Consider the following 23736-nt stretch of genomic DNA (forward strand, 5'->3'; position numbering starts at 1 on the left):
CAGGATGTCCTTCCCGGACACCCCGCCGGTTAGTGAATTAGCTGGGCCGGCAGGTCTCCTGACTGATGCGTCGTCGCCATGCCCCGCCTTCCCGGACGTGGTCCAGTGGCATTCAAGGGCAGGCTCGGCATCTACAGTTGCGGGGGCAGTTTCGGTTCACGCCGCGTGCGGCGTTTCGAATTCCCTGTTAGTCCCATACGGGAACCGGCGGCCGTATGGTAAGCGATCATCCCTGTAGGAGCGAGCTTGCTCGCGAAGGTCGTCAACGATAACGCTGGGCACCTGATGCCCCGCGGCGCTTTCCTGGTCTTCGCGAGCAAGCTCGCTGCTACAAAAGAAGCGTCAGAGCCGAATATCCTGGGGGCCGCGGATCAGCGCTTCGATCCGGGTGCCTGTGGCGCGCTCTTCGTTGCTGAAGCCGTCGTAGTCGGCCAGGTTGGCGAAGCGGATGCCTGTCAATTGTTCGATCGCAATCACACTGCGCTGGTAGGTTCGCAGCGGGCCGAATACCAGGTCGAGTTGGCCCAGCTCGCGGCTTTGGTCGATCATGTAGGCGCTGGCGGACGGCTTGCCCTCGTCGCTGAGGTAGGCCACCACTTTCCAGAACGCCTTGGGGATTTTCACGCCACGGTAAAGTCGGTCGTCATCGGCGAACACTGGTCCGGTAAATACCGTGGCCCGGGCTTTCCAGCGCTGGGTGTTGTCGAGGATGTAGTCTTCGAGTTCCAGCCAGGTCTTCTGGTTGAAGCCGCTCATCTGTGGCGAGCAGTTGGTGAAGTGAAAGGTGTCGAAGTTGGCGGTGTTCGCCTCGTCGCCCCAATTGGGATCCTGGCGCCGTACCAGGTGGCCGCGGTCCAGGCCATTGCCGGCATAGAGCTCTTCACCTACCTGCGCCTCCAGGGGTAGGCGACCATCGTAGGCCCAGGTGTCGTTGCTGCGGGTGATGTCTACATGCTTGGCGCCGTCGATATTCACCCCCACGTACAGCGCCAGTCGTCGAGAGCGCGACAGGGTGATGGAGAAATGCGTGTAGTCCAGACGCTTGGGTTGCACGTCGCCTGCCAGTGGCTGGTCAACCGTGGGCCATGGCACCACGAAGTCGCTGAGGAAGTCGTCGGCATAGCCCGCGCGGTTTGTGAGGTCCTTGGCTGCTGTGACACGCGGCGTCGCGGCTCTGGCTTCCAGCAGGCTGGGGCTGGCTGCGATCAATGGGCGCAGGTCGGCGAGCCTTGGGCGATGGGAAAGGTCAATGTTAGCTGTGCGGGCAGGCATGGGCATGTTCCTTATGGGCCTCGGATAAACACCACTGAAACACAAACTCATGACAATTTGGCCCAGGTGGCGAACTCAGGACTATCCTGAAAACCGTTACCCGGACGTTCATCACACGCCAAAAAGGAGCCAGCTCATGTGTGTTCGCCAACTGCGCAACCCGATTTTTTGCCTGATCCCGCCGTACATGCTCGACCAGATCGCCCGCCACGGGGACAAAGCCCAACGGGAGGTCGCATTACGCACGCGCGCCAAAGACAGCACGTTCCGCTCGTTGCGTATGGTCGCGGTACCCGCCAAGGGCCCGGCCCGCATGGCACTGGCCGTGGGCGCCGAGAAGCAACGCTCGATCTACAGTGCCGAAAACACCGACAGCCTGCCCGGCAAGCTGATTCGCGGCGAAGGGCAGCCCGCCAGTGGCGATGCCGCAGTAGACGAAGCCTATGACGGCCTGGGCGCAACCTTCGATTTTTTCGACCAGGTCTTCGACCGCAACTCCATCGACGATGCGGGCATGGCGCTGGACGCCACGGTGCACTTCGGCCAGGACTACAACAATGCGTTCTGGAATTCGACCCAGATGGTGTTCGGCGATGGCGACCAGCAGCTGTTCAACCGCTTCACCGTGGCACTCGACGTCATTGGCCATGAGTTGGCCCATGGCGTGACCGAGGATGAAGCCAAGCTGATGTATTTTAATCAATCCGGTGCGCTGAACGAGTCGCTGTCGGATGTGTTTGGTTCGCTGATCAAGCAGTACGCGCTGAAGCAAAAGGCCGAGGACGCCGACTGGTTGATCGGCAAGGGGCTGTTTACCAAAAAGATCAAGGGCACGGCGCTGCGCTCGATGAAGGCGCCAGGCACTGCGTTTGATGACAAGCTGCTGGGCAAAGACCCGCAGCCTGGGCACATGGATGATTTTGTGCACACTTACGAGGACAATGGTGGCGTGCATATCAATTCTGGCATTCCCAACCACGCGTTCTATCAGGTGGCCACCCGGATTGGCGGGTTCGCCTGGGAGCGTGCCGGGCGTATCTGGTATGACGCACTGCGCGATTCGCGGTTGCGGCCCAATTCCGGGTTTTTGCGTTTTGCACGTATCACGCACGATATTGCCGGCCAGCTTTATGGTGTGAACAAAGCTGAGCAGAAGGCAGTCAAGGAAGGCTGGAAAGCGGTGGGCATAAACGTTTGACAAAGCCGCCTGAGCGGCGAGGAAAAACCATGCGAATTTCAATCAAGGAAAGCGGCGGACCGGCGTTTTTTCCGGGGTTGGCCAAGCCGCGCACGGTAGAGTTGGACGCGCTGCCCGAGCCTGATCAGCAGGAGTTGCGGCAACTGATTGAAGCGTCGGGTTTTTTCCAGTTGCCGCAAAGCACCGATCCCGAGCCTGGCAACCCAGGCCGGGTGCATTACACCCTGACAGTTGCGGAAGGCAAGCGCGAGCACACGGTCTGTGTGCTCGCGCCGGTGAATCCCCCGGCACTGGACGGGTTGGTGCAGTGCGTGCGACGGCATAGTCGGGGCTGACTTGGGCCTATTGGCTAGATGAGCTCAGCAAGATCCGATGGGCTGAAGGCTTTCAGGCTGGAGGTCTCTCCCGTGCGAATTTTGCTGGCCCACTGTGGGTCGCTCAGTAATGCGCGGCCAACGGCGATGAGGTCAAATTCTTCGCGTTCAAGCCTGTGCACTAGATTATCCAGGCTGGCGGGTTGAGAGCTTTCGCCTCCGAAGGCGGCAAGAAAGTCCCCGGACAGGCCGACCGAGCCCACGCTGATGGTCGCCGCGTCGGTGAGTTTCTTGGCCCAGCCGGCGAAGTTCAGCCCCTGCTCGCCATCCAGTTCGGGAAATTCGGCTTCCCAGAAACGCCGTTGTGAGCAATGCAGGATATCGACACCCGCTTCCACCAACGGCACCAGCCAGTCCGACATGGCGTTCGGCGTGGTCACCAGGCGCGCGCTGTAATCCTGCTGCTTCCACTGGCTCACCCGCAATATCACGGGGAACGCCGGGCCTACTGCTGCACGTATCGCCTTGACCACCTCTGCGGCGAAACGCGAGCGCTCCTTGATGGATGCGCCATTGAACTGGTCGGGACGCTGATTGGTGCCTTCCCAGAAGAACTGATCGAGTAAGTAACCGTGTGCACCGTGTATTTCAACGGTATCAAACCCTAACCGTTTGGAGTCGGCAGCCGCCTTGGCGTAAGCCGCAATCGTATCGGCGATGGCTTCATCACTCATCGCGTCACCGCGTGGCGTACTGGGTGCGGCGAGGCCGGAAGGGCCTTCGATACCTGTCTCGGGCGCCCAATCGTTGAAGGGATTGCCCACCGATCCGACATGCCAGATTTGCGGCCCCATTTTGCCGCCTGCCGCATGCACGCCGTCGATGACCTGTTTCCAGCCCGCCAATGCCTGGTCTCCATGGAACAGCGGGACGCCGGGGTCGTTACGTGCGCCGGGGCGATCAATGGCGGTGCCTTCTGAGAGAATCAGCCCGACGTCGTGTTCGGCACGTCGGCGATAATAGGCGGCGACGTTTTCTTCTGGTACACCGGTGGGGGAAAACGAACGGGTCATGGGTGCCATGACGATGCGATTTTTCAGGGCCAGGGATTTCAGCGCAAATGGCTGAAACAAAGCATCCAGATTCGTAACACTCATTGCCAGAGACTCCATTTGAAATGAGTCTTGATAGTATATTGTGTATACCTAATATCAATTAGGCACTTTAAAGCTATCAGGTATCCCAGAGGAAACCACATGCTCGATCATGACCCGGCGCTGACTCAAGACGGTACCGTGCCCAAGGTATTCAAAGCCGATTGCTCCAGCCGATTATTGCTTGATCAGATCACCGACAAGTGGTCGGTGCTGATACTGGGCTCTTTGTGCGAAAAACCGTTGCGCTTCAATGAAATCAGGCGTCGCCTGGACGGCATCACGCAAAAAGCTCTGACCCAGAGCCTGCGCCGTCTTGAGCGCAGTGGCATTCTGGCGCGCCGGGTCATCGCGTCTTCGCAGGTGGCGGTGGAGTACAGCATTACGCCGCTGGGGGGGACGCTGGAAGAGCCGTTTAAGGCGCTTTACGCCTGGACGCTCAGCCATTCGGAAGCGGTGCTGCAGGCGCAGGCGGCGTTCGATGCGCGCACCGACGATGCCTAGCCGTTGCAGCTTTACTTGCGATCCAGCCACACCGTCTGCGCATTGCAGAACTCGCGCACGCCGAAGTGCGACAGCTCGCGGCCGAACCCGCTTTTCTTCACGCCGCCAAACGCCACCCGCGGGTCTGAGACGCTGAACGCGTTGACAAAGACCCCGCCGGTTTCCAACTGATCGGCAATAGCCCGCGCCTTTGCCGAGTCGCTGGTGAAGATGCTCGCGGTCAGGCCAAACTCGCTGTCATTGGCCAGCGCCACGGCGTGCTCGGCGTCGCGGGCGGTGATGATCGAGGCCACGGGGCCGAACAGTTCCTGTTTGAACGACGTCATTTGGTCGGTAACGTCGGCCAGTACGGTCGGTTCGTAGTAATTGCCCGCGCCCGCGACTTTATGGCCACCCAACAGCAGCGTGGCGCCTTCTTCCAGGGTCGCCTGGACCTGGCCGTGCAGTTCGTCACGCAGATCAAAACGCGCCATAGGGCCGATATAGGTGGCGGTCGAGGTGGGTTCCCCCATTACCAGAGCGCGGCTGGCTTCGAGGAATTTGGCGGTGAAGGCTTCAACCACGCCCGCTTCGATGATCAAGCGCTTGGCGGCGGCGCAGACTTGGCCGCTGTTCTGGAAGCGGCCGATGACGGCGGCTTGTACGGCGGCGTCGAGGTCAGCGTCGTTGAGCACGATAAAGGGGTCGGAGCCGCCCAGTTCCAGCACGCATTTCTTCAACGCGGCCCCGGCCTGTGAGCCGATGGCGATGCCGGCGCGCACGCTGCCGGTGAGCGTCACGGCGGCGATGCGTGGGTCGGCGATGGCGGTGGACACGCCGTCCTGGGTTACGTTGATGACTTCAAACACGCCTTCGGCAAAACCGGCTTTGCGCAACGCTTGCTGGATCAGGTAGGCGCTGCCCATTACGTTGGGCGCATGTTTGAGCACGTAGGTGTTGCCGGCAAGCAGGGTCGGCACCGCGCCGCGCAGCACTTGCCATACCGGGAAGTTCCACGGCATTACCGCGAGGATCGGGCCCAGTGGGCGGTATTCGATCCGGGCGCTGCCGTTGTCCACCAGGGTGGGCTCCGGGGCGAGCATGGCCGGGCCGTGGGCGGCGTACCATTCGCTCAGTTGCGCGCACTTTTCGATTTCGGCACGGGCCTGGGCGATGGGTTTGCCCATTTCAAGGGTGATCATTTGCGCCATGTCTTCAGCTTGCTCACGCAGGGCGGCAGCCAGGGCCAGCAGGTATTCGGCGCGCTGGCTCACAGGCGTGCGGCGCCAGGTGCGGAAGGCATCGGTCGAGCGGGCGAGGGCGGCGTTCAGCTGTTCTGCGCTTTCATAGGGGTAGCTGCGGACTGTTTCGCCGTTGGCGGGGTTGATCGACAGGGCGTGGGTCTGGTGGGAGATAGCATTGTTCATGGCACCGTCCGGCTGAATGAGTGGAATGGGGCCAGCGTACGGGGCTGTATGTTTTCTGGAAACTGAATAATATTAAGCAATATATTCTCATTACGAGAATGTTTGGCCTAAGCTCGTCCCCACGCTCTGCGTGGGAATGCATCCTTTGACGCTCCGCGTCAACGAGCTGTGAGCCAACGATCGGACGCGGAGCGTCCGAGGCAGCGTTCCCCCGCAGAGCGTGGGAACGATCATGTACATGATTGGAGAATGATTTGGATCTTGTGCAACTGGAAATCTTCAAGGCCGTTGCCGAGCAAGGCAGCATCAGCGCCGCCGCGCAGTTGATTCATCGCGTGCCATCGAACCTCACCACGCGCATCAAACAACTGGAGCAGGACCTGGGCGTGGAGTTGTTTATCCGCGAGAAAAGCCGCTTGCGCCTGTCGCCGGCCGGGTGGAATTTCCTTGGCTATACGCGGCGCATTCTCGACCTTGTGCAAGAAGCCCGTGCGACGGTGGCGGGGGAGGAGCCCCAAGGCGCCTTTGCCCTGGGCTCGCTGGAGAGCACGGCGGCCGTGCGTATACCTGCGTTACTGGCGGCGTATAACCAGCAATACACCAAGGTCGAGCTAGACCTGAGCACGGGTCCCTCGGGCACCATGATCGAAGGTGTGCTGTCGGGCCGGCTGACGGCGGCCTTTGTCGATGGGCCGGTGCTGCATTCCACGCTAGAGGGTGTGGCGGTGTTCGAGGAAGAGATGGTGGTGATTGCGCCACTGCATCACGCGCCGATCACCCGCGGCCAGGATGTGAATGGCGAGAACATCTATACGTTTCGCTCCAACTGCTCTTACCGGCATCACTTCGAACGCTGGTTCTCACAGGATGGCGCGGTGCCGGGCAGGATCTTCGAGATCGAGTCGTACCACGGCATGTTGGCCTGTGTCAGCGCCGGGGCCGGGCTGGCGCTGATGCCACGCAGCATGCTGGAGAGTATGCCGGGGTGTGCGGCGGTGAGTGTGTGGCCGCTGCCCGACACATTCCGTATCTTGAATACCTGGCTGATCTGGCGGCGGGGCACGGTGTCACAAAGCTTGAACAGCTTCGTAAAACTGCTGGAAGAACGCAATCTGCCAGCATCCTAGATCAAATGTGGGAACTGGCTTGCCTGCGATAGCGGTGTGTCAGTTAATGAATCTTTAACTGAACCGCCTCTATCGCAGGCAAGCCAGCTCCCACAGGTGTCGTACATCAGCCGCCGAACTGCAGGGTGCCCATGGCCAGTTTGGCCATGATTGCCGTCGCGCCCAGTTGTACCAGCCATAACGCCAACCCACCGAGGAATACTCCCAGCGCAACCTGCAACACCAGGCTCTTCTGGCGCTTGGCTTGCGGTGCGCGTGGGGCGTAGTCGTGCAGTTCGTCGCGGTCGGCGCGCAGGTCCAGGTCATCGTTTCTCATTAGGGTTCTCGCAGCAAAGAGGCAGTCGGCGTTCAGTCTAGTGTGTTCGCCAATAAAAAGGGGGAAGCCAGTGGCTTCCCCCTTCGTCTTACGTTTGCCGGCTTGCTTACAGCACCTCGACAATCGCCTTGGTCACGGCACCAATGTTCGATTGGTTCAGCGCCGCTACGCAGATACGGCCGGTATCCAGTGCGTAGATACCAAACTCGCTGCGCAGACGGGTGACTTGCTCAACGCTCAAACCGGAGTAGGAGAACATCCCGCGCTGGCGGCCAACGAAGCTGAAGTCGTGACCTGGCGCGGCCTTGGCCAGTTCGGCGACCATCTGCTCGCGCATACCGCGGATGCGCAGGCGCATCTCGGCCAGTTCGGCTTCCCACTGGGCACGCAGTTCCGGATTGTTGAGTACCGCGGCGACGATGGCTGCGCCGTGGGTCGGCGGGTTGGAGTAGTTGGTGCGAATCACACGCTTGACCTGGGACAGGATGCGCGCGCTTTCTTCTTTGGAGTCGCTGACGATCGACAGCGCGCCTACGCGTTCGCCATACAGCGAGAACGATTTGGAGAACGAGCTGGACACAAAGAAGGTCAAGCCTGATTCCGCGAACAAGCGCACCGCGGCGGCGTCTTCGTGGATGCCGTCGCCGAAGCCCTGGTAGGCCATGTCGAGGAACGGCACCAGGTTCTTGGCCTTGACCACGTCCAGCACGTTTTGCCAGTCGGCCGGGCTGAGGTCGACGCCGGTCGGGTTATGGCAGCAGGCGTGCAGCACCACGATGGACTGTGGCGGCAGGGCGTTGAGGTCTTCGAGCAGGCCGGCACGGTTCACGTCGTGGGTGGCGGCGTCGTAGTAGCGGTAGGTCTGCACCGGGAAACCGGCTTTTTCAAACAGCGCCTGGTGGTTTTCCCAGCTTGGGTCGCTGATGGCGACGACGGCGTTGGGCAGCAATTGCTTGAGGAAGTCGGCGCCGATTTTCAGCGCGCCTGTGCCGCCCACGGCCTGGGCGGTAATCACACGGCCGGCGCTCAACAGCGGCGACTCAGCGCCAAACAGCAGCTTTTGCACGGCCTGGTCGTACGCCACGATGCCGTCGATTGGCAAGTAGCCACGGGCGGCATGTTGCGCCACACGAATAGCTTCCGCTTCGGCAACGGCACGCAAGAGTGGAATCTTCCCCTCCTCGTTGCAGTAAACGCCCACGCCAAGGTTCACCTTGGTGGTCCGTGTGTCGGCGTTGAATGCTTCGTTGAGGCCCAGGATTGGATCGCGTGGTGCCATTTCGACAGCGGAGAACAGGCTCATTTTTGCGGCAGCTCTATGGGGGGTAGGAGGGACGTGTCGCGCTCCAGCCGAATGCACTAGAGCGGTGCACAAACGGGGAGCTAGTATAGAGGCCATCACGGCTGAGAGCGACAACGGAAACGGCTTTTCGGCCATGTTTTTCGGTTTATTTGCTGACCGTTAGTCTTATTGCAACATTGGCGAGCAAGGTCGTGTAGGACGACGGCCTTGAAACCCGTCACATTTGACACCACTTCTACAGCTATCATGGTTTTTTCCTGCAACCTGCGATGATTATTCGCGGGTTGCTGAGCTATTTCGTCCCTGGCGGTGTCGAGTCTGGGGTGACTTCACGAGGTACGTTATGTCGGATTTCCAGCTCGTTACCCGTTTTGAACCCGCCGGCGATCAACCGGAAGCCATTCGTCAGATGGTCGAAGGCATTGAAGCCGGCCTGGCGCACCAGACGCTGCTTGGGGTGACCGGGTCCGGCAAGACCTTCAGCATCGCCAACGTGATCGCCCAGACCAACCGCCCGACCCTGGTGCTGGCGCCGAACAAAACCCTGGCGGCGCAGCTCTATGGCGAGTTCAAGGCGTTCTTCCCGAACAACGCGGTGGAGTATTTCGTTTCCTACTACGACTACTACCAGCCCGAAGCCTATGTGCCGTCGTCCGATACCTTTATCGAGAAGGATGCGTCGATCAACGACCACATCGAGCAGATGCGCCTGTCGGCCACCAAGGCACTGCTGGAGCGCAAAGACGCGATCATCGTCACCACGGTGTCGTGCATCTACGGCTTGGGCAGCCCGGAAACCTATCTGAAGATGGTGCTGCACGTCGACCGTGGTGACAAACTCGACCAGCGCGAATTGCTGCGGCGCCTGGCGAGCCTGCAGTACACCCGTAACGACATGGATTTTGCCCGCGCCACCTTCCGGGTGCGCGGCGATGTGATCGACATCTACCCGGCGGAATCCGACCTGGAAGCGATTCGCATCGAGCTGTTCGATGATGAGGTCGAAAGCCTGTCAGCCTTCGACCCGTTGACCGGTGAAGTGATCCGCAAGCTGCCACGCTTCACCTTCTACCCCAAAAGCCATTACGTGACCCCACGCGAAACCTTGATGGGCGCCATCGAGGGCATCAAGGTCGAGCTGGCCGAGCGCCTGGAATACTTGCGCTCCAACAATAAGCTGGTGGAAGCCCAGCGCCTGGAGCAGCGCACTCGCTTCGACCTGGAGATGATCCTGGAACTGGGTTACTGCAACGGCATCGAAAACTACTCGCGTTACCTGTCGGGCCGTGACTCCGGGGCGCCGCCACCGACGCTCTATGACTACCTGCCGCCGGACGCCTTGCTGGTGATCGACGAATCCCACGTCAGCGTGCCGCAGGTGGGCGCCATGTATAAGGGCGACCGTTCGCGCAAGGAAACCCTGGTGGAATACGGTTTCCGCCTGCCGTCGGCGCTGGACAACCGGCCGATGCGCTTTGACGAGTGGGAAGCCATCAGCCCGCAGACCATCTTCGTCTCCGCTACGCCCGGCAACTATGAAGCCGAGCACGCGGGCCGCGTCATCGAGCAACTGGTACGTCCCACTGGCCTGGTGGACCCGGAAATCGAAATCCGCCCCGCGCTGACCCAGGTCGACGACTTGCTCTCGGAAATCAACAAGCGCGTGGCCCTGGAAGAGCGGGTGCTGGTCACCACTCTGACCAAGCGCATGTCCGAAGACTTGACTGATTACCTGGCCGACCACGGCGTGCGCGTGCGTTACCTGCACTCGGACATCGACACTGTGGAACGCGTGGAAATCATCCGCGACCTGCGCCTGGGCACCTTTGATGTGCTGGTGGGGATCAACCTGCTGCGCGAAGGCCTGGACATGCCGGAAGTGTCGCTGGTGGCGATCCTGGATGCGGACAAGGAGGGCTTCCTGCGCTCCGAACGCTCGCTGATCCAGACCATCGGCCGAGCGGCGCGTAACCTCAATGGGCGGGCGATCCTGTATGCGGACCGCATCACCGGTTCCATGGAGCGTGCGATTGGCGAGACCCAGCGTCGTCGCGACAAGCAGATCGCGTTCAACCTGGAACACGGCATCACCCCCAAGGGCGTGTTCAAGGACGTTGCCGACATCATGGAAGGCGCCACCGTGCCAGGCTCGCGCAGCAAGAAGCGCAAGGGCATGGCCAAGGCTGCCGAGGAAAGTGCCAAGTACGAGAACGAACTGCGCTCGCCGAGTGAGATCACCAAGCGGATTCGGCAGTTGGAAGAAAAAATGTACCAGCTGGCGCGGGATCTGGAGTTTGAAGCGGCGGCGCAGACGCGTGATGAGATTGGCAAGTTGCGTGAGCGTCTGTTGGCTGTTTGATTTGCGTAGATTGGGCTGGCTTCATCGCGACCAAGCCCGGCTCCCACATTGATCTGTGAACACGGTCAATGTGGGAGCTGGCTTGCCTGCGATGGCCGCGCCTCGGTTTTCCAGAAATCACCCAGGCTGTTACCATTCGCCCCTTGTTTCAATTTTCAGTTATATCGCCCATTCGAGACCTGCCATGACCACCGTCCGCACGCGCATTGCGCCATCGCCTACTGGGGATCCCCACGTCGGTACTGCTTACATCGCCCTGTTCAACTACTGCTTTGCCAAGCAGCATGGCGGTGAGTTCATCCTGCGGATCGAAGACACCGATCAACTGCGCTCCACCCGTGAGTCCGAACAGCAGATTTTCGATGCCCTGCGCTGGTTGGGCATTACCTGGGCTGAAGGTCCGGATGTCGGCGGCCCGCATGGCCCGTATCGCCAGAGCGAGCGCAGCGACATCTACAAGCAGTACACCCAGCAACTGGTCGATATGGGCCATGCCTTCCCGTGCTTCTGCACCGCCGAAGAACTGGACCAGATGCGCGCCGAGCAACAGGCCCGTGGCGAAACCCCGCGCTACGATGGCCGTGCGCTGCTGTTGTCCAAGGAAGAAGTGGCTGCGCGCCTGGCCGCCGGTGAGCCTCACGTCATTCGTATGAAAGTGCCAAGCGAAGGCGTATGCGTGGTGCCGGACATGCTGCGCGGTGACGTCGAAATCCCGTGGGACCGCATGGACATGCAGGTGCTGATGAAGACCGACGGCTTGCCGACGTACTTCCTGGCCAACGTGGTCGATGACCATCTGATGGGCATCACCCATGTGCTGCGCGGCGAAGAGTGGCTGCCATCGGCGCCGAAACTGATCCTGCTGTACGAATATTTCGGCTGGGAGCAACCGCAGCTGTGCTACATGCCGCTGCTGCGTAACCCGGACAAGAGCAAGCTGTCCAAGCGTAAGAACCCGACGTCGGTGACGTTCTACGAGCGCATGGGCTTTATGCCTGAGGCGATGCTCAACTACCTGGGTCGCATGGGCTGGTCTATGCCGGACGAGCGCGAGAAGTTCTCGCTGCAGGAAATGGTCGACAACTTCGACCTGTCCCGCGTCTCCCTCGGTGGGCCGATCTTCGATATCGAGAAGCTGTCGTGGCTCAATGGTCAGTGGCTGCGTGACTTGCCCGTGGAGGAGTTTGCCTCCCGTGTGCAGCAGTGGGCATTGAACCCCGAGTACATGATGAAAATTGCGCCGTTGGTGCAGGGCAGGGTAGAGACGTTCAGCCAGGTCGCACCCTTGGCCAGTTTCTTCTTTGCCGGTGGCGTGAATCCCGATCCCAAGCTGTTCGAGTCCAAGAAGCTTTCCGGTGACCAAATTCGCCAGCTGATGCAGTTGATCCTGTGGAAGCTTGAAAGCCTGCGTCAGTGGGAGAAGGATGCGATCACCGCGACCATCCAGGCGGTGGTGGAATCCCTGGAGCTGAAACTGCGCGATGCCATGCCGCTGATGTTTGCCGCAATCACCGGGCAGGCCAGTTCGGTGTCGGTGCTTGATGCGATGGAAATTCTCGGCCCGGACTTGACTCGTTTCCGTCTACGCCAAGCCCTTGATTTGCTTGGGGGTGTATCGAAGAAAGAAAACAAGGAATGGGAAAAGCTACTGGGCGCTATCGTTTAAGCAGGCCGCTTAGGGCACGAAACCCCGGTTTTTCGGGGTTTCGTCGGTAAGTGATTGTTATCCCGGCAAAAAATTTTGGAAATTGTTGAAAATAAATTTGACACGTTTCCAAACCGCCATTAAGATTCGCCCCGTCCTCACCGATGAGGGGCTATAGCTCAGCTGGGAGAGCGCTTGCATGGCATGCAAGAGGTCAACGGTTCGATCCCGTTTAGCTCCACCAATTTACAGGTTCAAGGTTCCGGCCACACCGTCCTTGAATTGATCAGGTCTCAGCTCTGATCAGATGTACAGAAGGTTTTGTCCCCTTCGTCTAGTGGCCTAGGACACCGCCCTTTCACGGCGGTAACAGGGGTTCGAGTCCCCTAGGGGACGCCAGTTTCAACAAGCAGCTCGAAAGGTCTGCTGCGTCGCGAGACGAAAAATCCGGGGCTATAGCTCAGCTGGGAGAGCGCTTGCATGGCATGCAAGAGGTCAACGGTTCGATCCCGTTTAGCTCCACCAATTTTACAGGTTCAAGGTTCCGGCCACACCGTCCTTGAATCGATCAGTTCTCAGCGCTGATCAGTTGTATAGAAGGTTTGTGTCCCCTTCGTCTAGTGGCCTAGGACACCGCCCTTTCACGGCGGTAACAGGGGTTCGAGTCCCCTAGGGGACGCCACGATTACCCGCTCTGCGGGATTTTTAAGGGTCATTCAATTATTGAATGGCCCTTTTGTTTGTCTGGCGTTTGGCCAATTCCCTCCTTTATTACCCATTTTTCTGTTCTGACCGGCGGTCGTGCTTGTCGCTTGCCAAATATTATTATGGTAATAATATTAAACCCCATGAGAGACGGAGGCTTCGATGAGCGATAAAAAAGCGCAAACCCGCGAACGTATTTTGCAGGCTGCCAGCGCGGCGTTGATCCAGCGTGGCCCGGCTGAGCCCAGTGTGGGCGAAGTGATGGGGGCGGCTGGGCTGACGGTAGGAGGCTTCTACGCGCATTTTGAAAGCAAAGACGCACTGATGCTGGAAGCGTTCAACCAGTTGTTGGCGCAGCGCCGCGCCTCCATCGATGACTTGGATGACCAGCTGACCGGCGAAGAGCGCCGCACGCTGGTCGCCGCGTTTTATCTGTCACGCAAGCACCGCGACTCCACGACCCAGGCCTGCCCGTTGCCCGCGACGGTGGGGGAGATGGGGCGCTTGCCGGATGCTTTTCGCGAGGTCTTGAACGAGCACGTCGAGTTGATGGCGGCGCAACTGGCCGGCAGCCCTGAAGAGATCGACAAAGCCCTGGCGGACATGGCCTTGATGGTCGGGGGGCTGACCCTGGCGCGGGCGCTGGGGCCGGGCGAGTTATCGGATCGGGTGATACGTGCGGCCAAGTCGGCGGTACGCTGAAAAAGGGGACGCGAGATGGGCGCATTGACCTGGGTTCGTGGTTTCAATGGCACGGTGGGGCGCCTTGCGCCGCATGCGGTCGCCAGCAAGATGCGTCGCACCTTCATGACCCCGCGCGATCTGCCGCCGCGTGACTGGGAGTTGCCGCTGTTGGCCCAGTCGGAGCGCATCACCCTGCGTTTCGGCCTGTCGGCGTTGCGATGGGGGCATGGCCCGGCGGTGCTGCTGATGCATGGCTGGGAAGGCCGGCCCACCCAGTTCGCTAGCTTGATCACGGCGTTGGTCGACAACGGCTATTCGGTAATTGCCCTGGACGGTCCCGCTCACGGCCGGTCGCCAGGGCGTGAAGCCCATGTACTGCTGTTTGCCCGCGCCATGCTTGAGGCGGCGGCCGAGCTGCCGCCGCTGTATGCGGTGGTCGGCCATTCCATGGGCGGCGCCAGTGCGATGTTGGCGGTGCAGTTGGGGTTGCGTACGCAGGCATTGGTCAGCATTGCCGCACCGTCGCGCTTTCTGGATGTGCTACGCGGGTTCACCCGCATGGTCGGCTTGCCGCCACGGGCGCGCTCAGCCTTTATCCAAGAGGTGGAGTTGAGCATGGGCATGGCGCTCAAGCATTTGGACGTGGCCCACTACCAACTGAACATTCCCGGCCTGATCGTCCACGCCGAAGACGACACCTTTGTTCCGGTCAGGGCGGCTCAAGCCATTCACGAAGCCTGGTTCGACAGCCGCCTGCTGCGCCTGGAGCAGGGCGGCCACCAGAAAGTGCTCGCCGACCCGCAGGTCATCGATGCTGTGCTCGCCCTATTGGCCGGCTGCCGTCTACAGGAGCGCCAGATCGCCTGATACACTGCCCCGCCGACATCAATCGACTGGAGCAAGGCATGGGCTGGGATTTGGTAACGCCGTTCATCATCGATCTGCAGGTTGCGGCTGAGGACATCGACGGCCTGGGGCACGCCAATAATGCGGTGTACGTCTCATGGCTGGAGCGTTGTGCCTGGCGCCATTCCCAGCGCCTGGGGCTGGACCTCACCGAATACCGCCGCCTCGACCGCGCCATGGCCGTGGTACGCCATGAGATCGACTACCTGGCGGCAGGCTATGAGGGCGATGAGTTACAACTGGCCACCTGGATCGTCGACTGGGACCAGCGCCTGAAGATGACCCGCCGTTTCCAACTGGTACGCCCCCGTGACGGCGCGACCCTGCTGCGCGCGCAAACAACCTTCGTATGTATTGAGTTGTCCAGCGGCAAGCCCAAGCGCATGCCCGCCGAGTTTATTGAAGGTTACGGCCCCGCCCTGACAGGGGGTTAACGGTTGCCGCGGGAAACCCAGTAAACTGCGCCACGATTTTTGTTGAGTGTTTTCCATGCAAATTGCTTTGGCGCCCATGGAGGGGTTGGTCGACAACATCCTGCGGGACGTGTTGACCCACGTGGGCGGTATCGACTGGTGCGTGACCGAGTTCATCCGGGTCAACGACCGCCTGCTCACGCCTGCCTATTTCCACAAGCTCGCGCCTGAACTGCTGCACGGTGCCCACACGGCGGCGGGTGTGCCGTTGCGGGTGCAGTTGCTCGGTTCCGACCCAGTGTGCCTGGCGGAAAATGCCGCCCTGGCCTGTGAATTGGGCTCTGAAGTGATCGACCTGAACTTCGGGTGTCCGGCCAAGACCGTGAATAAATCCCGAGGTGGCGCGGTGCTGCTCAAGGAGCCGGAGCTGCTCAACCAGATCGTCGAGCACGTGCGCCGCGCCGTACCCGCCCATATTCCCGTGACCGCCAAGATGCGCCTGGGCTTCGACAGCCCGGATGGCGCGCTGGTGTGCGCCACGGCCCTGGCCGAGGGCGGCGCTGCGCATATCGTGGTGCATGCACGCACCAAGGCCGATGGCTACAAGCCGCCGGCTCATTGGGAGTGGATCCCGCGGGTGCAGGACGTGGTCAAGGTGCCGGTGTTTGCCAATGGCGATATCTGGAGCGTCGAAGACTGGAAACGCTGCCGCGAAATCAGCGGCGCCGAAGACATCATGCTGGGCCGTGGCCTGGTGGCGCGGCCCGATCTGGCGCGGCAGATTGTGGCGGCCAAGGCCGGCGAAGAGGTGGTCGAGATGACCTGGGCGCAGATGCAGCCGATGCTTCAGGAGTTCTGGCGTCAGTCGGTGGCGCAACTGACGGAGAAGCAGGCGCCCGGCCGCTTGAAACAGTGGCTGGCGATGCTCACGCGCAACTACCCGCAAGCGGTGGAGTTGTTCACGGCCCTACGCCGGGAGACGGACTTGAACCAAGTCAGCCGCCTGCTGGGTATGCCGCATCCAACAGCCGTTTAACCGGCAGCCTTACTCCAGCAGTTGCCTGAACCCCTCGATCGGCAACGGTCGGCTGTGCAAATAGCCCTGGAATAAATGGCAGCCGAGCTTTTGCAGGAACGCCAGTTGCTCCAGGGTTTCCACCCCCTCGGCGATGACTTCCAGGTTCAGGCTGCGCGCCATGGCCACAATGGCGCGGATGATTTCTGCATCATTGGGGTCGTGGGTCGCATCGCGCACGAACGACTGATCGATCTTCAGCGCATCCACCGGCAAGCGCTTGAGGTAGGTCAAGGATGAGTAGCCGGTGCCGAAATCATCCATTGCAAAGCTCACGCCGAGTTTTTTCAGGCGACGCATCTTCACCACGGTATCGTCCAGGTTCTGGATCACGATGCCTTCGGTGATTTCCAGTTTCAGCAGGCTGAACGGCAGGCCGTGTTGCTTGAGGCTGTGCTCCACCCGTTCCACAAAGTCGTTCTGGCGAAACTGCCGGGGGCTGATATTCACGCACAGGCTGAAATTGAGCGGGTCTACCAGGCCATCGGCAATCAACTGGGCAAAGGCGCCGCAGGCTTCATCGAGAATCCAGGTGCCGACCTCCAGGATCAGTCCGCTGTCTTCCAATACCTTGATAAATTCCGCCGGTGACTGCGCGCCCAATTGTGGGTGCTGCCAGCGCACCAGGGCCTCGGCGCCGACTATCCGGTTGCCGCGCGCATCCACCTGGGGCTGGTAATGCACGCTGAATTCGCCGCGTGACAAGGCCAGGCGCAAGTCAGTCACCATGCGCAGGCGTTCGCTAGCGGTTCTTTGCATGCTGTTGTGGAACATCTGCGTGGTGTTGCGCCCGGAGTCCTTGGCGCGGTACAGGGCGATGTCGGCGCGCTTGAGCAAATCGGCGGGTGTGGTGCCGTGGTCGGGGATCAGTGCCACGCCGATGCTGGGTGTGACCTGCAGCCGATGACCGTCGAGAAACATCGGCTCCGAGAGCAATTCGCGCAGGGTATCGGCCAGCGCTTGCACTTGGCTGCTGACCGTCTGGCGGGTGCCCTCCAGGCCGCTGAGCAATACCACAAACTCATCGCCGCCCAAGCGCGCCACGGTGTCCTCCATGCGCACGCTGGCTTCCAGGCGCGCGGTGACGATTTTCAACACGGTATCGCCAACGGGGTGGCCGAGGGAGTCGTTGATGTGCTTGAAGTGGTCCAAGTCCAGAAACAGCAGGGCGCCGCGCAGGTTGTGGCGCTTGAGCAGGGCGATCTGCTGGCTCAGGCGGTCCATCAGCAGTGCGCGGTTCGGCAGGTTGGTCAGCGGGTCGTGATAGGCCAGGTGCCGGATTTGTGCCTGGGCGTTCTTCAATAGGCTCACATCCCGTGCGGTCAGCAGCAGGCAGGGGGTTTCATTCAAGGTGATCGGCTCCACCGAGACCTCCACCGCCAGTACCTCGCCACGCTTGTTGCGCCAGAGCATTTCCAGGTGGTGAATGCGCCCCTTGATCTGCAACTCGGCCAACAGTGCGGCGCGTTGGTTTTCGTCGGCCCAGATGCCGATCTGGTACAGGGTCAGGCCGATGGCCTCTTCGGTGCGGTAACCGGTCAGGCGGCAAAAGCCATCGTTGACCTCCACATAGCGGCCGGTGTCGCGCTCGGTGATGGAAATCGCATCGGGGCTGGAGTGGAACGCCTTGGCGAACTTCTCTTCACTGGCCTTGAGTGCGGCTTCCGAGCGTTGCTGTTGGGTAATATCGCGCAGCGTGGTGACGATGCACGGCTGGTCGCTGACCTTGATTAAACGGCTGGAAATCATGCAAGTCAGGCTTTGGCCGTCCTTGTGATGCACCACGATGGCCACATTGCTCAGGGCCTGCTCGCGAATCACCTGCTCGATGCGTTGCAGGCGCTTGCTGGAGTCGTCCCACAGGCCGATTTGTTCGGCGCTTTTGTCGAGTACTTCGGCGGCTGTAAAGCCAAACGTCTGGGTAAACGCCGGGTTGATCTCGATGAACGCGCCGCTGTCCAGGCAGGTGACGCAGATCGGGTCGGGGCTGGCCTGGAACAGGCTGGCGAACTTTTCCTCCGAGGCGGTCAGCCGTTGCTCGCGCTCGACCTGGTCGGTGATATCCAGCAAGGTGCCGGCCATGCGCAGGGGCTTGCCTGACTCATCGCGATACAGGCGTGCGCGGCTCTCCAGGTAACGCGGGCTGCCGTCTTCCATTTGCACGCGGTAGGTCAACTGATAGTTGCCGTCCGGGCCTTCGCGCAAACTGCGGTACGCATGGCGCATACCCTCGCGGTCTTCATCGGACATGCCCTCAAAAAACGCATCGAAGGATTCATGGAACGGCGCGGGTTCCAGTCCGTGCAACTGGGCGGCACGCGCCGAGCCGTAGAGCATGCCGCTGGGGATGTGCCAATCCCAGGTGCCCAGTTGCGCGGAATCCAGAGCCAGGTCCAGGCGCTCCTGGCTGTCCTTGAGTGCTTGCTCGGCGTTTTTACGTTCGGTGGTGTCCAGGAACGTGCTGATCAGGTACGCCTCGCCGTCCAGTTCGACCTTTTGTGCGCTGAGGGTGCCGTCATGGATCTGGCCGTTGCTGGCGCAGAACTGCACTTCCATGGTGATGGGTTCGCCTTTGCGCTGGGTGGCCTTGACCAGCAGCGCCCGCTGTTCCGGATGGCGCCACAGGCCCAGTTCCAGGGTGGTGCGGCCGATGGCATCGGCCACTGGCCAGCCGAACAGCATCTCGAAATACTGGTTGGCTTCGCTGATCAAGCCGTCGGCCTGGCGCGTCAGCAGCACCATGTTCGGGCACAGGTGGAAGAGTGTGGCGAAGCGCTTTTCCGAATGGCTGAGGGCGTGTTCACGGTCGCGTTGGTGGGTGATCTCGCGGATCACCCCGATCATGCGTCGCCGTCCGGCTTTGTCGGGGGCCAGGTTGCCGCTGATTTCCAGCCAGTGCAGGCTGCCATCGGGCCATTGGATACGGTGGTGCATGGCGCGGTCGAAAGGCTCTCCGGCGAGCACCGCATGAAAGCCGCGCACCACCCGCGCGCTGTCTTGCGGGGCCAGCAGGTCGAGGTAGTCCAGGTCCTTGGGCAGAGGCTGGCGCGGGTCAAAGCCGAATAGCGCCTGGGTGCCCCGTGACCAACTGATTCTTCCTGTGTCGATTTCCCAGCACCAGGCACCCAGCCGCGCGGCATTGAGGGCCGCCAGCAGCTGCGGGGCACTGTCCCAGCTTTGTTCCGCCGCTTGAGGGTCCAGGGCGTAGATGCGGGGCAGGGGTGGAATCGGGTCAAGGGGGTTGCGCATTATCAAAGGGCCTTGGCTCATTGAGAAAACCGCGCGGTTTGACCCAAACCCTTGGCCCGCACGGTGTCATGCCGGTAACCCTGGCAGATCGACCTGTGCATCCAACAGGCTCATGAAAGCCCGCGCAGCGTTCGACAGCGTCCTTTCGGTGTGCACGATATAGCCTAGCTGGCGACTGAGCTGTATGCCCGGCAAAGCGATACTTGCCACCTGATCGTCGAGCATGGTGCGTGGTAACACACTCCAGGCCAGACCGATGGAGACCATCATCTTGATGGTTTCCAGGTAGTTAGTACTCATCGCGATATTGGGCATCAGGCCCTGCGCCTCGAACAGGCGGCTGACAATATGGTGGGTAAAGGTATTGCCTCCGGGAAACACTGCCGGATGCCCGGCTATATCCGCCAGGCTGACGGAACCGTTGCTGATCAGGCTGTGTTCCGGCGCCACCACAAAATCCAGCGGGTCGTCCCACACCCGGGTGGCGCGTACCAGGTTGTGGGGCTCTGGCGCCAGGGTGATCACTGCGACTTCCGCACGGCCGTGGAGGATTTCTTCGTAGGCCACTTCTGAATCCAGAAACTGAATATCCAGCGCCACATTCGGGTATTGCCGGGTGAAGGTGCGCAGAATCGGTGGCAGGCGGTGCAGGCCGATATGGTGGCTGGTGGCCAGGGTGAGGCGGCCGCTGACTTCGCCGGTGAGGTTGGTCAGGGCGCGGCGGGTGTCGTCCAGCACGTTGAGGATTTGATAGGCGCGGGGCAGCAAGGCCCGCCCGGCCTCGGTCAGGCCGACTTCGCGGCCCAGGCGGTCGAACAGTCGTACCTTCAATTGTTGTTCCAGACCGGCGATGCGCTTGCTGATGGCCGGCTGGGTCAGGTGCAGGCGTTCGCCGGCGCCGGAGAAGCTGCCGGTCTCGGCGATGGCGATAAAGGCGTTGAGGTTGGCCAGGTCCATGGTGCTATTCCAGTTGGTAATCCAAAGCATAAAAAATATGAATTTGAGTTATTTAATGTAGCGCCATACCATCAGCCTCACAAGCCAAAGGGTTATTGAAAAGCCCGGCGTATAGAAGCACCGCTGATGAGGACCGACTGATGGCCGGCAAAACGCTTTACGACAAGCTTTGGGATTCCCATGAAGTGAAACGTCGCGATGATGGATCGTCGCTGATCTACATCGACCGTCACATCATCCATGAAGTGACCTCGCCCCAAGCGTTCGAAGGCCTGCGACTGGCCGGGCGCAAGCCTTGGCGCGTCGACTCCATCATCGCCACGCCGGACCACAACGTCCCGACCACTCCTGAGCGCAAAGGCGGCATCGAAGCCATTGCCGACCATGTCTCGCGCTTGCAGGTGCAGACCCTTGACGACTATTGCGACGAATACGGCATCACCGAATTCAAGATGAACGACGTGCGCCAAGGCATCGTCCACGTCATCGGCCCGGAGCAGGGCGCAACCTTGCCGGGCATGACCGTGGTCTGCGGTGACTCTCATACCTCCACCCATGGTGCGTTCGGCGCTCTGGCCCACGGCATCGGTACTTCCGAGGTGGAGCACGTGTTTGCCACCCAGTGCCTGGTGGCCAAGAAAATGAAGAACATGCTGGTACGCGTCGAAGGCCAATTGCCGTTTGGCGTGACCGCCAAGGACATCGTACTGGCTGTGATCGGCAAGATCGGCACCGCAGGCGGCAACGGCCATGCCATCGAGTTCGCCGGCAGTGCTATCCGCGACCTGTCCATTGAAGGCCGCATGACCATCTGCAACATGTCCATCGAAGCCGGTGCCCGCGTGGGTATGGTGGCGGCGGACGAAAAAACCGTCGAATACGTCAAAGGTCGCCCCTTCGCGCCGCAAGGCGCCGATTGGGACGCCGCCGTCGAAGCCTGGAAAGACCTGGTCTCCGACGCCGATGCGGTGTTCGACACCGTGGTCGAACTCGACGCTGCGCAGATCAAGCCGCAAGTCAGCTGGGGCACTTCGCCGGAAATGGTCTTGGCCGTTGACCAGAACGTGCCGGACCCGGCCAAAGAGGCCGACCTGGTCAAGCGCGGCTCCATCGAGCGCGCCTTGAAATACATGGGGTTGACCGCCAATCAGGCGATCACTGATATCCAGTTGGACCGTGTATTTATCGGCTCCTGCACCAACTCGCGGATCGAAGACCTGCGCGCCGCGGCGGTGATCGCCAAGGGCCGCAAGGTGGCCTCGACTATCAAGCAAGCCATTGTGGTGCCAGGTTCCGGGCTGGTTAAAGCCCAGGCGGAAGCCGAAGGGCTGGACAAGATCTTCCTCGAAGCCGGTTTTGAATGGCGGGAGCCGGGCTGCTCGATGTGCCTGGCGATGAACCCGGACCGCCTGGAGTCGGGCGAGCATTGCGCATCGACCTCCAACCGTAACTTCGAAGGGCGTCAGGGCGCGGGTGGGCGTACCCACCTGGTGAGCCCGGCCATGGCCGCCGCTGCTGCCGTCAACGGTCGTTTCATCGACGTTCGCGAATTGATCTGAGGAAAACCCGATGAGAGCTTTTACCCAACATACAGGCCTTGTAGCGCCGTTGGACCGTGCCAATGTGGACACCGACCAGATCATCCCCAAGCAATTTTTGAAGTCGATCAAGCGCACCGGTTTCGGCCCCAACTTGTTCGATGAGTGGCGCTACCTGGACGTGGGCTACGCCTACCAGGACAACTCCAAGCGCCCCCTGAACAAGGACTTTGTGCTCAACGCCGAGCGTTACCAAGGTGCCAGCGTGTTGCTGGCCCGGGAAAACTTCGGTTGCGGCTCCAGCCGTGAACACGCGCCGTGGGCCCTGGAAGAGTACGGCTTTCGCAGCATCATCGCGCCGAGCTACGCCGATATCTTCTTCAACAACAGCTTCAAGAACGGCCTGTTGCCGATCATCTTGAGCGACGCAGAAGTGGACGAGTTGTTCCAGCAAGTGGAGGCCAATGTCGGCTACCAATTGACGGTGGACCTGGCCGCGCAAACCGTGACCCGCCCGGACGGCAAGGTGTACCACTTTGAAGTGGATGCCTTCCGTAAGCACTGCCTGATCAACGGCCTGGACGACATCGGCCTGACCTTGCAGGACGGCGATGCGATTGCTGCGTTTGAAACCAGGCACCGGGCGAGCCAGCCCTGGTTGTTTCGCGATGCCTGATTTGCGGTAACCGTGCGGGCCCCATCGCGGGCAAGCCCGACTCCCACATTGGAGTGCATTCCAACGGTGGGAGCTGGCTTGCCTGCGATAGCGCCAGTGCAACCACCACAAACCCCAAGGAAAGCCACCATGACCACCCCCGCCCACACCCAAGTCGTGCAAAAACAATTCGGCGAGCAAGCCTCGGCCTACCTGAGCAGCGCCGTGCACGCCCAGGGCACCGAATTCGCTGTGCTACAGGCCGAGCTGGCCGGGCAGGGCGCTGCACGCTTGCTGGACCTGGGCTGCGGTGCCGGTCATGTCAGCTTCCATGTGGCGCCTCTGGTCAAAGAAGTGGTGGCCTACGACCTGTCCCAGCCTATGCTCGACGTGATGGCCGCCGCCGCCAAAGACCGCAACCTGGCCAACATCCGCACCGTGCACGGCGCCGCCGAGCGCCTGCCCTTCGCTGACGGTGAATTCGACTTCGTATTCAGCCGTTATTCGGCCCATCACTGGAGCGACCTCGGCCTGGCCCTGCGTGAAGTGCGCCGGGTGCTCAAGCCGGGCGGCGTGGCGGCATTTGTGGATGTCTTGTCACCGGGCAGCCCCCTGTTGGACACTTACCTGCAAACCGTCGAAGTGCTGCGCGACACCAGCCACGTGCGTGATTACTCCGGCGCCGAGTGGATGCGCCAGTTGAGTGAGGCTGGCCTGCACGTGCGCAACAGCAGTCGCCAGCGCTTGCGCCTGGAATACACCTCGTGGGTCGAGCGCATGCGCACGCCAGAGGTCTTGCGTGCGGCAATCCTTAAGCTGCAACAGGCGATGGGCCAGGAAGTGCGCGATTATTACGACATTCAAGCCGACGGCACCTTCAGCATCGATGTGCTGGTGGTCTTCGCCGAACGCTGATTGATTTTTCCCGACCTGCCCACGGGCGGGTCGCTTGATGA

Annotated in this window: 20 protein-coding genes, 4 tRNA genes and 1 riboswitch; of the genes, 17 read left to right on the forward strand and 7 right to left on the reverse strand. The window is 61.0% G+C overall.

Annotated features, from left to right (window positions below; all coding sequences use genetic code 11):
- Window positions 1–31: 31 nt before the first annotated feature.
- A riboswitch (cobalamin riboswitch) is annotated at window positions 32–224 on the reverse strand.
- A 118-nt stretch (window positions 225–342) separates the two neighbouring features.
- Window positions 343–1272 (reverse strand): DNA/RNA non-specific endonuclease, encoded by a 930-nt coding sequence (locus JMV15_RS10470; RefSeq protein WP_038450895.1) that lies wholly within the window; start codon window positions 1270–1272, stop codon window positions 343–345.
- Window positions 1273–1408: 136 nt separating this feature from the next.
- Between JMV15_RS10470 and JMV15_RS10475 the strand changes: the two genes are divergently transcribed.
- Together JMV15_RS10475 and JMV15_RS10480 are read left to right on the forward strand one after the other, a co-directional pair.
- The gene (locus JMV15_RS10475) at window positions 1409–2470 is read left to right on the forward strand and encodes a M4 family metallopeptidase (RefSeq protein WP_014719172.1); all 1062 of its coding nucleotides are present in this window, start codon (window positions 1409–1411) and stop codon (window positions 2468–2470) included.
- A gap of 29 nt (window positions 2471–2499) precedes the next feature.
- Window positions 2500–2805, forward strand: coding sequence for a protealysin inhibitor emfourin (locus JMV15_RS10480; RefSeq protein WP_003192587.1), 306 nt, complete (start codon window positions 2500–2502; stop codon window positions 2803–2805).
- Window positions 2806–2819: 14 nt separating this feature from the next.
- On the opposite strand, the gene JMV15_RS10485 is transcribed toward JMV15_RS10480, so the two are convergent.
- On the reverse strand, window positions 2820–3941 hold the full coding sequence (locus tag JMV15_RS10485; RefSeq protein ID WP_038450893.1) for an NADH:flavin oxidoreductase: 1122 nt from the start codon (window positions 3939–3941) through the stop codon (window positions 2820–2822).
- 99 nt (window positions 3942–4040) lie between these two features.
- On the opposite strand from JMV15_RS10485, the gene JMV15_RS10490 reads away from it, so the two are divergent.
- Window positions 4041–4442, forward strand: a complete 402-nt coding sequence (locus JMV15_RS10490) for a winged helix-turn-helix transcriptional regulator (protein WP_038450891.1) — start codon at window positions 4041–4043, stop codon at window positions 4440–4442.
- Window positions 4443–4453: 11 nt separating this feature from the next.
- Here the strand turns inward: JMV15_RS10490 and JMV15_RS10495 are convergent, their stop codons facing one another.
- Window positions 4454–5848 carry an aldehyde dehydrogenase family protein gene (locus tag JMV15_RS10495; RefSeq protein ID WP_038450889.1) on the reverse strand — a complete coding sequence of 465 codons (1395 nt, stop codon included), beginning with the start codon at window positions 5846–5848 and terminating at the stop codon, window positions 4454–4456.
- A 254-nt stretch (window positions 5849–6102) separates the two neighbouring features.
- Between JMV15_RS10495 and ptrR the strand changes: the two genes are divergently transcribed.
- Window positions 6103–6975, forward strand: coding sequence for a putrescine utilization regulator PtrR (gene ptrR / locus JMV15_RS10500; protein ID WP_019820847.1), 873 nt, complete (start codon window positions 6103–6105; stop codon window positions 6973–6975).
- 106 nt (window positions 6976–7081) lie between these two features.
- On the opposite strand, the gene JMV15_RS10505 is transcribed toward ptrR, so the two are convergent.
- Window positions 7082–7291, reverse strand: a complete 210-nt coding sequence (locus JMV15_RS10505) for a hypothetical protein (protein WP_005789784.1) — start codon at window positions 7289–7291, stop codon at window positions 7082–7084.
- Window positions 7292–7397: 106 nt separating this feature from the next.
- Window positions 7398–8594, reverse strand: a complete 1197-nt coding sequence (locus tag JMV15_RS10510; protein ID WP_020302103.1) for an amino acid aminotransferase — start codon at window positions 8592–8594, stop codon at window positions 7398–7400.
- Between the two features lie 343 nt (window positions 8595–8937).
- Here JMV15_RS10510 and uvrB point away from each other — a divergent pair, with 343 nt between their 5' ends.
- The 10 genes from uvrB to JMV15_RS10560 all read left to right on the forward strand — a co-directional run bounded on the left by uvrB (window position 8938) and on the right by JMV15_RS10560 (window position 16342).
- Window positions 8938–10953: an excinuclease ABC subunit UvrB gene (gene uvrB, locus JMV15_RS10515; protein WP_003192575.1), complete on the forward strand. Its 2016-nt coding sequence runs from the start codon at window positions 8938–8940 to the stop codon at window positions 10951–10953.
- 184 nt (window positions 10954–11137) lie between these two features.
- Window positions 11138–12619: a glutamate--tRNA ligase gene (gene gltX / locus JMV15_RS10520; protein WP_038450886.1), complete on the forward strand. Its 1482-nt coding sequence runs from the start codon at window positions 11138–11140 to the stop codon at window positions 12617–12619.
- 147 nt (window positions 12620–12766) lie between these two features.
- Window positions 12767–12842 (forward strand) — tRNA-Ala (locus JMV15_RS10525).
- 79 nt (window positions 12843–12921) lie between these two features.
- Window positions 12922–12997, forward strand: a tRNA-Glu gene (locus tag JMV15_RS10530).
- 50 nt (window positions 12998–13047) lie between these two features.
- A tRNA-Ala gene (locus tag JMV15_RS10535) sits at window positions 13048–13123 on the forward strand.
- Window positions 13124–13204: 81 nt separating this feature from the next.
- A tRNA-Glu gene (locus JMV15_RS10540) sits at window positions 13205–13280 on the forward strand.
- Window positions 13281–13465: 185 nt separating this feature from the next.
- Entirely contained in the window at window positions 13466–14005 is a 540-nt protein-coding gene (locus JMV15_RS10545) for a TetR/AcrR family transcriptional regulator (protein ID WP_014719166.1), read from the forward strand.
- A gap of 15 nt (window positions 14006–14020) precedes the next feature.
- Window positions 14021–14854 (forward strand): alpha/beta hydrolase, encoded by an 834-nt coding sequence (locus tag JMV15_RS10550; RefSeq protein WP_019820855.1) that lies wholly within the window; start codon window positions 14021–14023, stop codon window positions 14852–14854.
- A 38-nt stretch (window positions 14855–14892) separates the two neighbouring features.
- Window positions 14893–15327 (forward strand): acyl-CoA thioesterase, encoded by a 435-nt coding sequence (locus JMV15_RS10555; RefSeq protein ID WP_019820857.1) that lies wholly within the window; start codon window positions 14893–14895, stop codon window positions 15325–15327.
- Window positions 15328–15382: 55 nt separating this feature from the next.
- On the forward strand, window positions 15383–16342 hold the full coding sequence (locus JMV15_RS10560; protein ID WP_014719164.1) for a tRNA dihydrouridine synthase: 960 nt from the start codon (window positions 15383–15385) through the stop codon (window positions 16340–16342).
- A 9-nt stretch (window positions 16343–16351) separates the two neighbouring features.
- Here JMV15_RS10560 and JMV15_RS10565 read toward each other — a convergent pair whose 3' ends face one another.
- Complete coding sequence (locus tag JMV15_RS10565; protein WP_201491430.1) at window positions 16352–19630, reverse strand: EAL domain-containing protein; 3279 nt, start codon at window positions 19628–19630, stop codon at window positions 16352–16354.
- A gap of 66 nt (window positions 19631–19696) precedes the next feature.
- Complete coding sequence (locus tag JMV15_RS10570) at window positions 19697–20587, reverse strand: LysR family transcriptional regulator (RefSeq protein WP_038450884.1); 891 nt, start codon at window positions 20585–20587, stop codon at window positions 19697–19699.
- A 140-nt stretch (window positions 20588–20727) separates the two neighbouring features.
- Here JMV15_RS10570 and leuC point away from each other — a divergent pair, with 140 nt between their 5' ends.
- The 3 genes from leuC (at window position 20728) to JMV15_RS10585 (ending at window position 23695) form a co-directional block, all read left to right on the forward strand.
- On the forward strand, window positions 20728–22146 hold the full coding sequence (gene leuC / locus JMV15_RS10575; RefSeq protein ID WP_038450882.1) for a 3-isopropylmalate dehydratase large subunit: 1419 nt from the start codon (window positions 20728–20730) through the stop codon (window positions 22144–22146).
- A gap of 10 nt (window positions 22147–22156) precedes the next feature.
- On the forward strand, window positions 22157–22801 hold the full coding sequence (gene leuD, locus JMV15_RS10580; protein WP_014719160.1) for a 3-isopropylmalate dehydratase small subunit: 645 nt from the start codon (window positions 22157–22159) through the stop codon (window positions 22799–22801).
- A gap of 129 nt (window positions 22802–22930) precedes the next feature.
- A complete protein-coding gene (locus tag JMV15_RS10585; protein ID WP_038450880.1) occupies window positions 22931–23695 on the forward strand; it encodes a class I SAM-dependent methyltransferase in 765 nt (254 codons plus the stop codon).
- The last annotated feature ends 41 nt before the right edge of the window (window positions 23696–23736 follow it).

This window comes from Pseudomonas paracarnis, from assembly GCF_904063055.1.
In the GTDB taxonomy this organism is placed as follows: Bacteria; Pseudomonadota; Gammaproteobacteria; order Pseudomonadales; family Pseudomonadaceae; genus Aquipseudomonas; species Aquipseudomonas paracarnis.

Excerpts from the sequence above, each read along its gene's own strand:
- JMV15_RS10560 (WP_014719164.1), top strand. The coding sequence starts at position 15,383 with ATGCAAATTGCTTTGGCGCCCATGGAGGGGTTGGTCGACAACATCCTG.
- JMV15_RS10490 (WP_038450891.1), top strand. The coding sequence starts at position 4,041 with ATGCTCGATCATGACCCGGCGCTGACTCAAGACGGTACCGTGCCCAAG.
- JMV15_RS10480 (WP_003192587.1), top strand. The coding sequence starts at position 2,500 with ATGCGAATTTCAATCAAGGAAAGCGGCGGACCGGCGTTTTTTCCGGGG.
- JMV15_RS10585 (WP_038450880.1), top strand. The coding sequence starts at position 22,931 with ATGACCACCCCCGCCCACACCCAAGTCGTGCAAAAACAATTCGGCGAG.
- JMV15_RS10550 (WP_019820855.1), top strand. The coding sequence starts at position 14,021 with ATGGGCGCATTGACCTGGGTTCGTGGTTTCAATGGCACGGTGGGGCGC.
- gltX (WP_038450886.1), top strand. The coding sequence starts at position 11,138 with ATGACCACCGTCCGCACGCGCATTGCGCCATCGCCTACTGGGGATCCC.
- uvrB (WP_003192575.1), top strand. The coding sequence starts at position 8,938 with ATGTCGGATTTCCAGCTCGTTACCCGTTTTGAACCCGCCGGCGATCAA.
- JMV15_RS10545 (WP_014719166.1), top strand. The coding sequence starts at position 13,466 with ATGAGCGATAAAAAAGCGCAAACCCGCGAACGTATTTTGCAGGCTGCC.
- JMV15_RS10470 (WP_038450895.1), bottom strand. The coding sequence starts at position 1,272 with ATGCCTGCCCGCACAGCTAACATTGACCTTTCCCATCGCCCAAGGCTC.
- JMV15_RS10510 (WP_020302103.1), bottom strand. The coding sequence starts at position 8,594 with ATGAGCCTGTTCTCCGCTGTCGAAATGGCACCACGCGATCCAATCCTG.
- leuC (WP_038450882.1), top strand. The coding sequence starts at position 20,728 with ATGGCCGGCAAAACGCTTTACGACAAGCTTTGGGATTCCCATGAAGTG.
- JMV15_RS10485 (WP_038450893.1), bottom strand. The coding sequence starts at position 3,941 with ATGAGTGTTACGAATCTGGATGCTTTGTTTCAGCCATTTGCGCTGAAA.
- leuD (WP_014719160.1), top strand. The coding sequence starts at position 22,157 with ATGAGAGCTTTTACCCAACATACAGGCCTTGTAGCGCCGTTGGACCGT.
- JMV15_RS10565 (WP_201491430.1), bottom strand. The coding sequence starts at position 19,630 with ATGCGCAACCCCCTTGACCCGATTCCACCCCTGCCCCGCATCTACGCC.
- JMV15_RS10570 (WP_038450884.1), bottom strand. The coding sequence starts at position 20,587 with ATGGACCTGGCCAACCTCAACGCCTTTATCGCCATCGCCGAGACCGGC.
- JMV15_RS10495 (WP_038450889.1), bottom strand. The coding sequence starts at position 5,848 with ATGAACAATGCTATCTCCCACCAGACCCACGCCCTGTCGATCAACCCC.
- JMV15_RS10475 (WP_014719172.1), top strand. The coding sequence starts at position 1,409 with ATGTGTGTTCGCCAACTGCGCAACCCGATTTTTTGCCTGATCCCGCCG.
- JMV15_RS10505 (WP_005789784.1), bottom strand. The coding sequence starts at position 7,291 with ATGAGAAACGATGACCTGGACCTGCGCGCCGACCGCGACGAACTGCAC.
- JMV15_RS10555 (WP_019820857.1), top strand. The coding sequence starts at position 14,893 with ATGGGCTGGGATTTGGTAACGCCGTTCATCATCGATCTGCAGGTTGCG.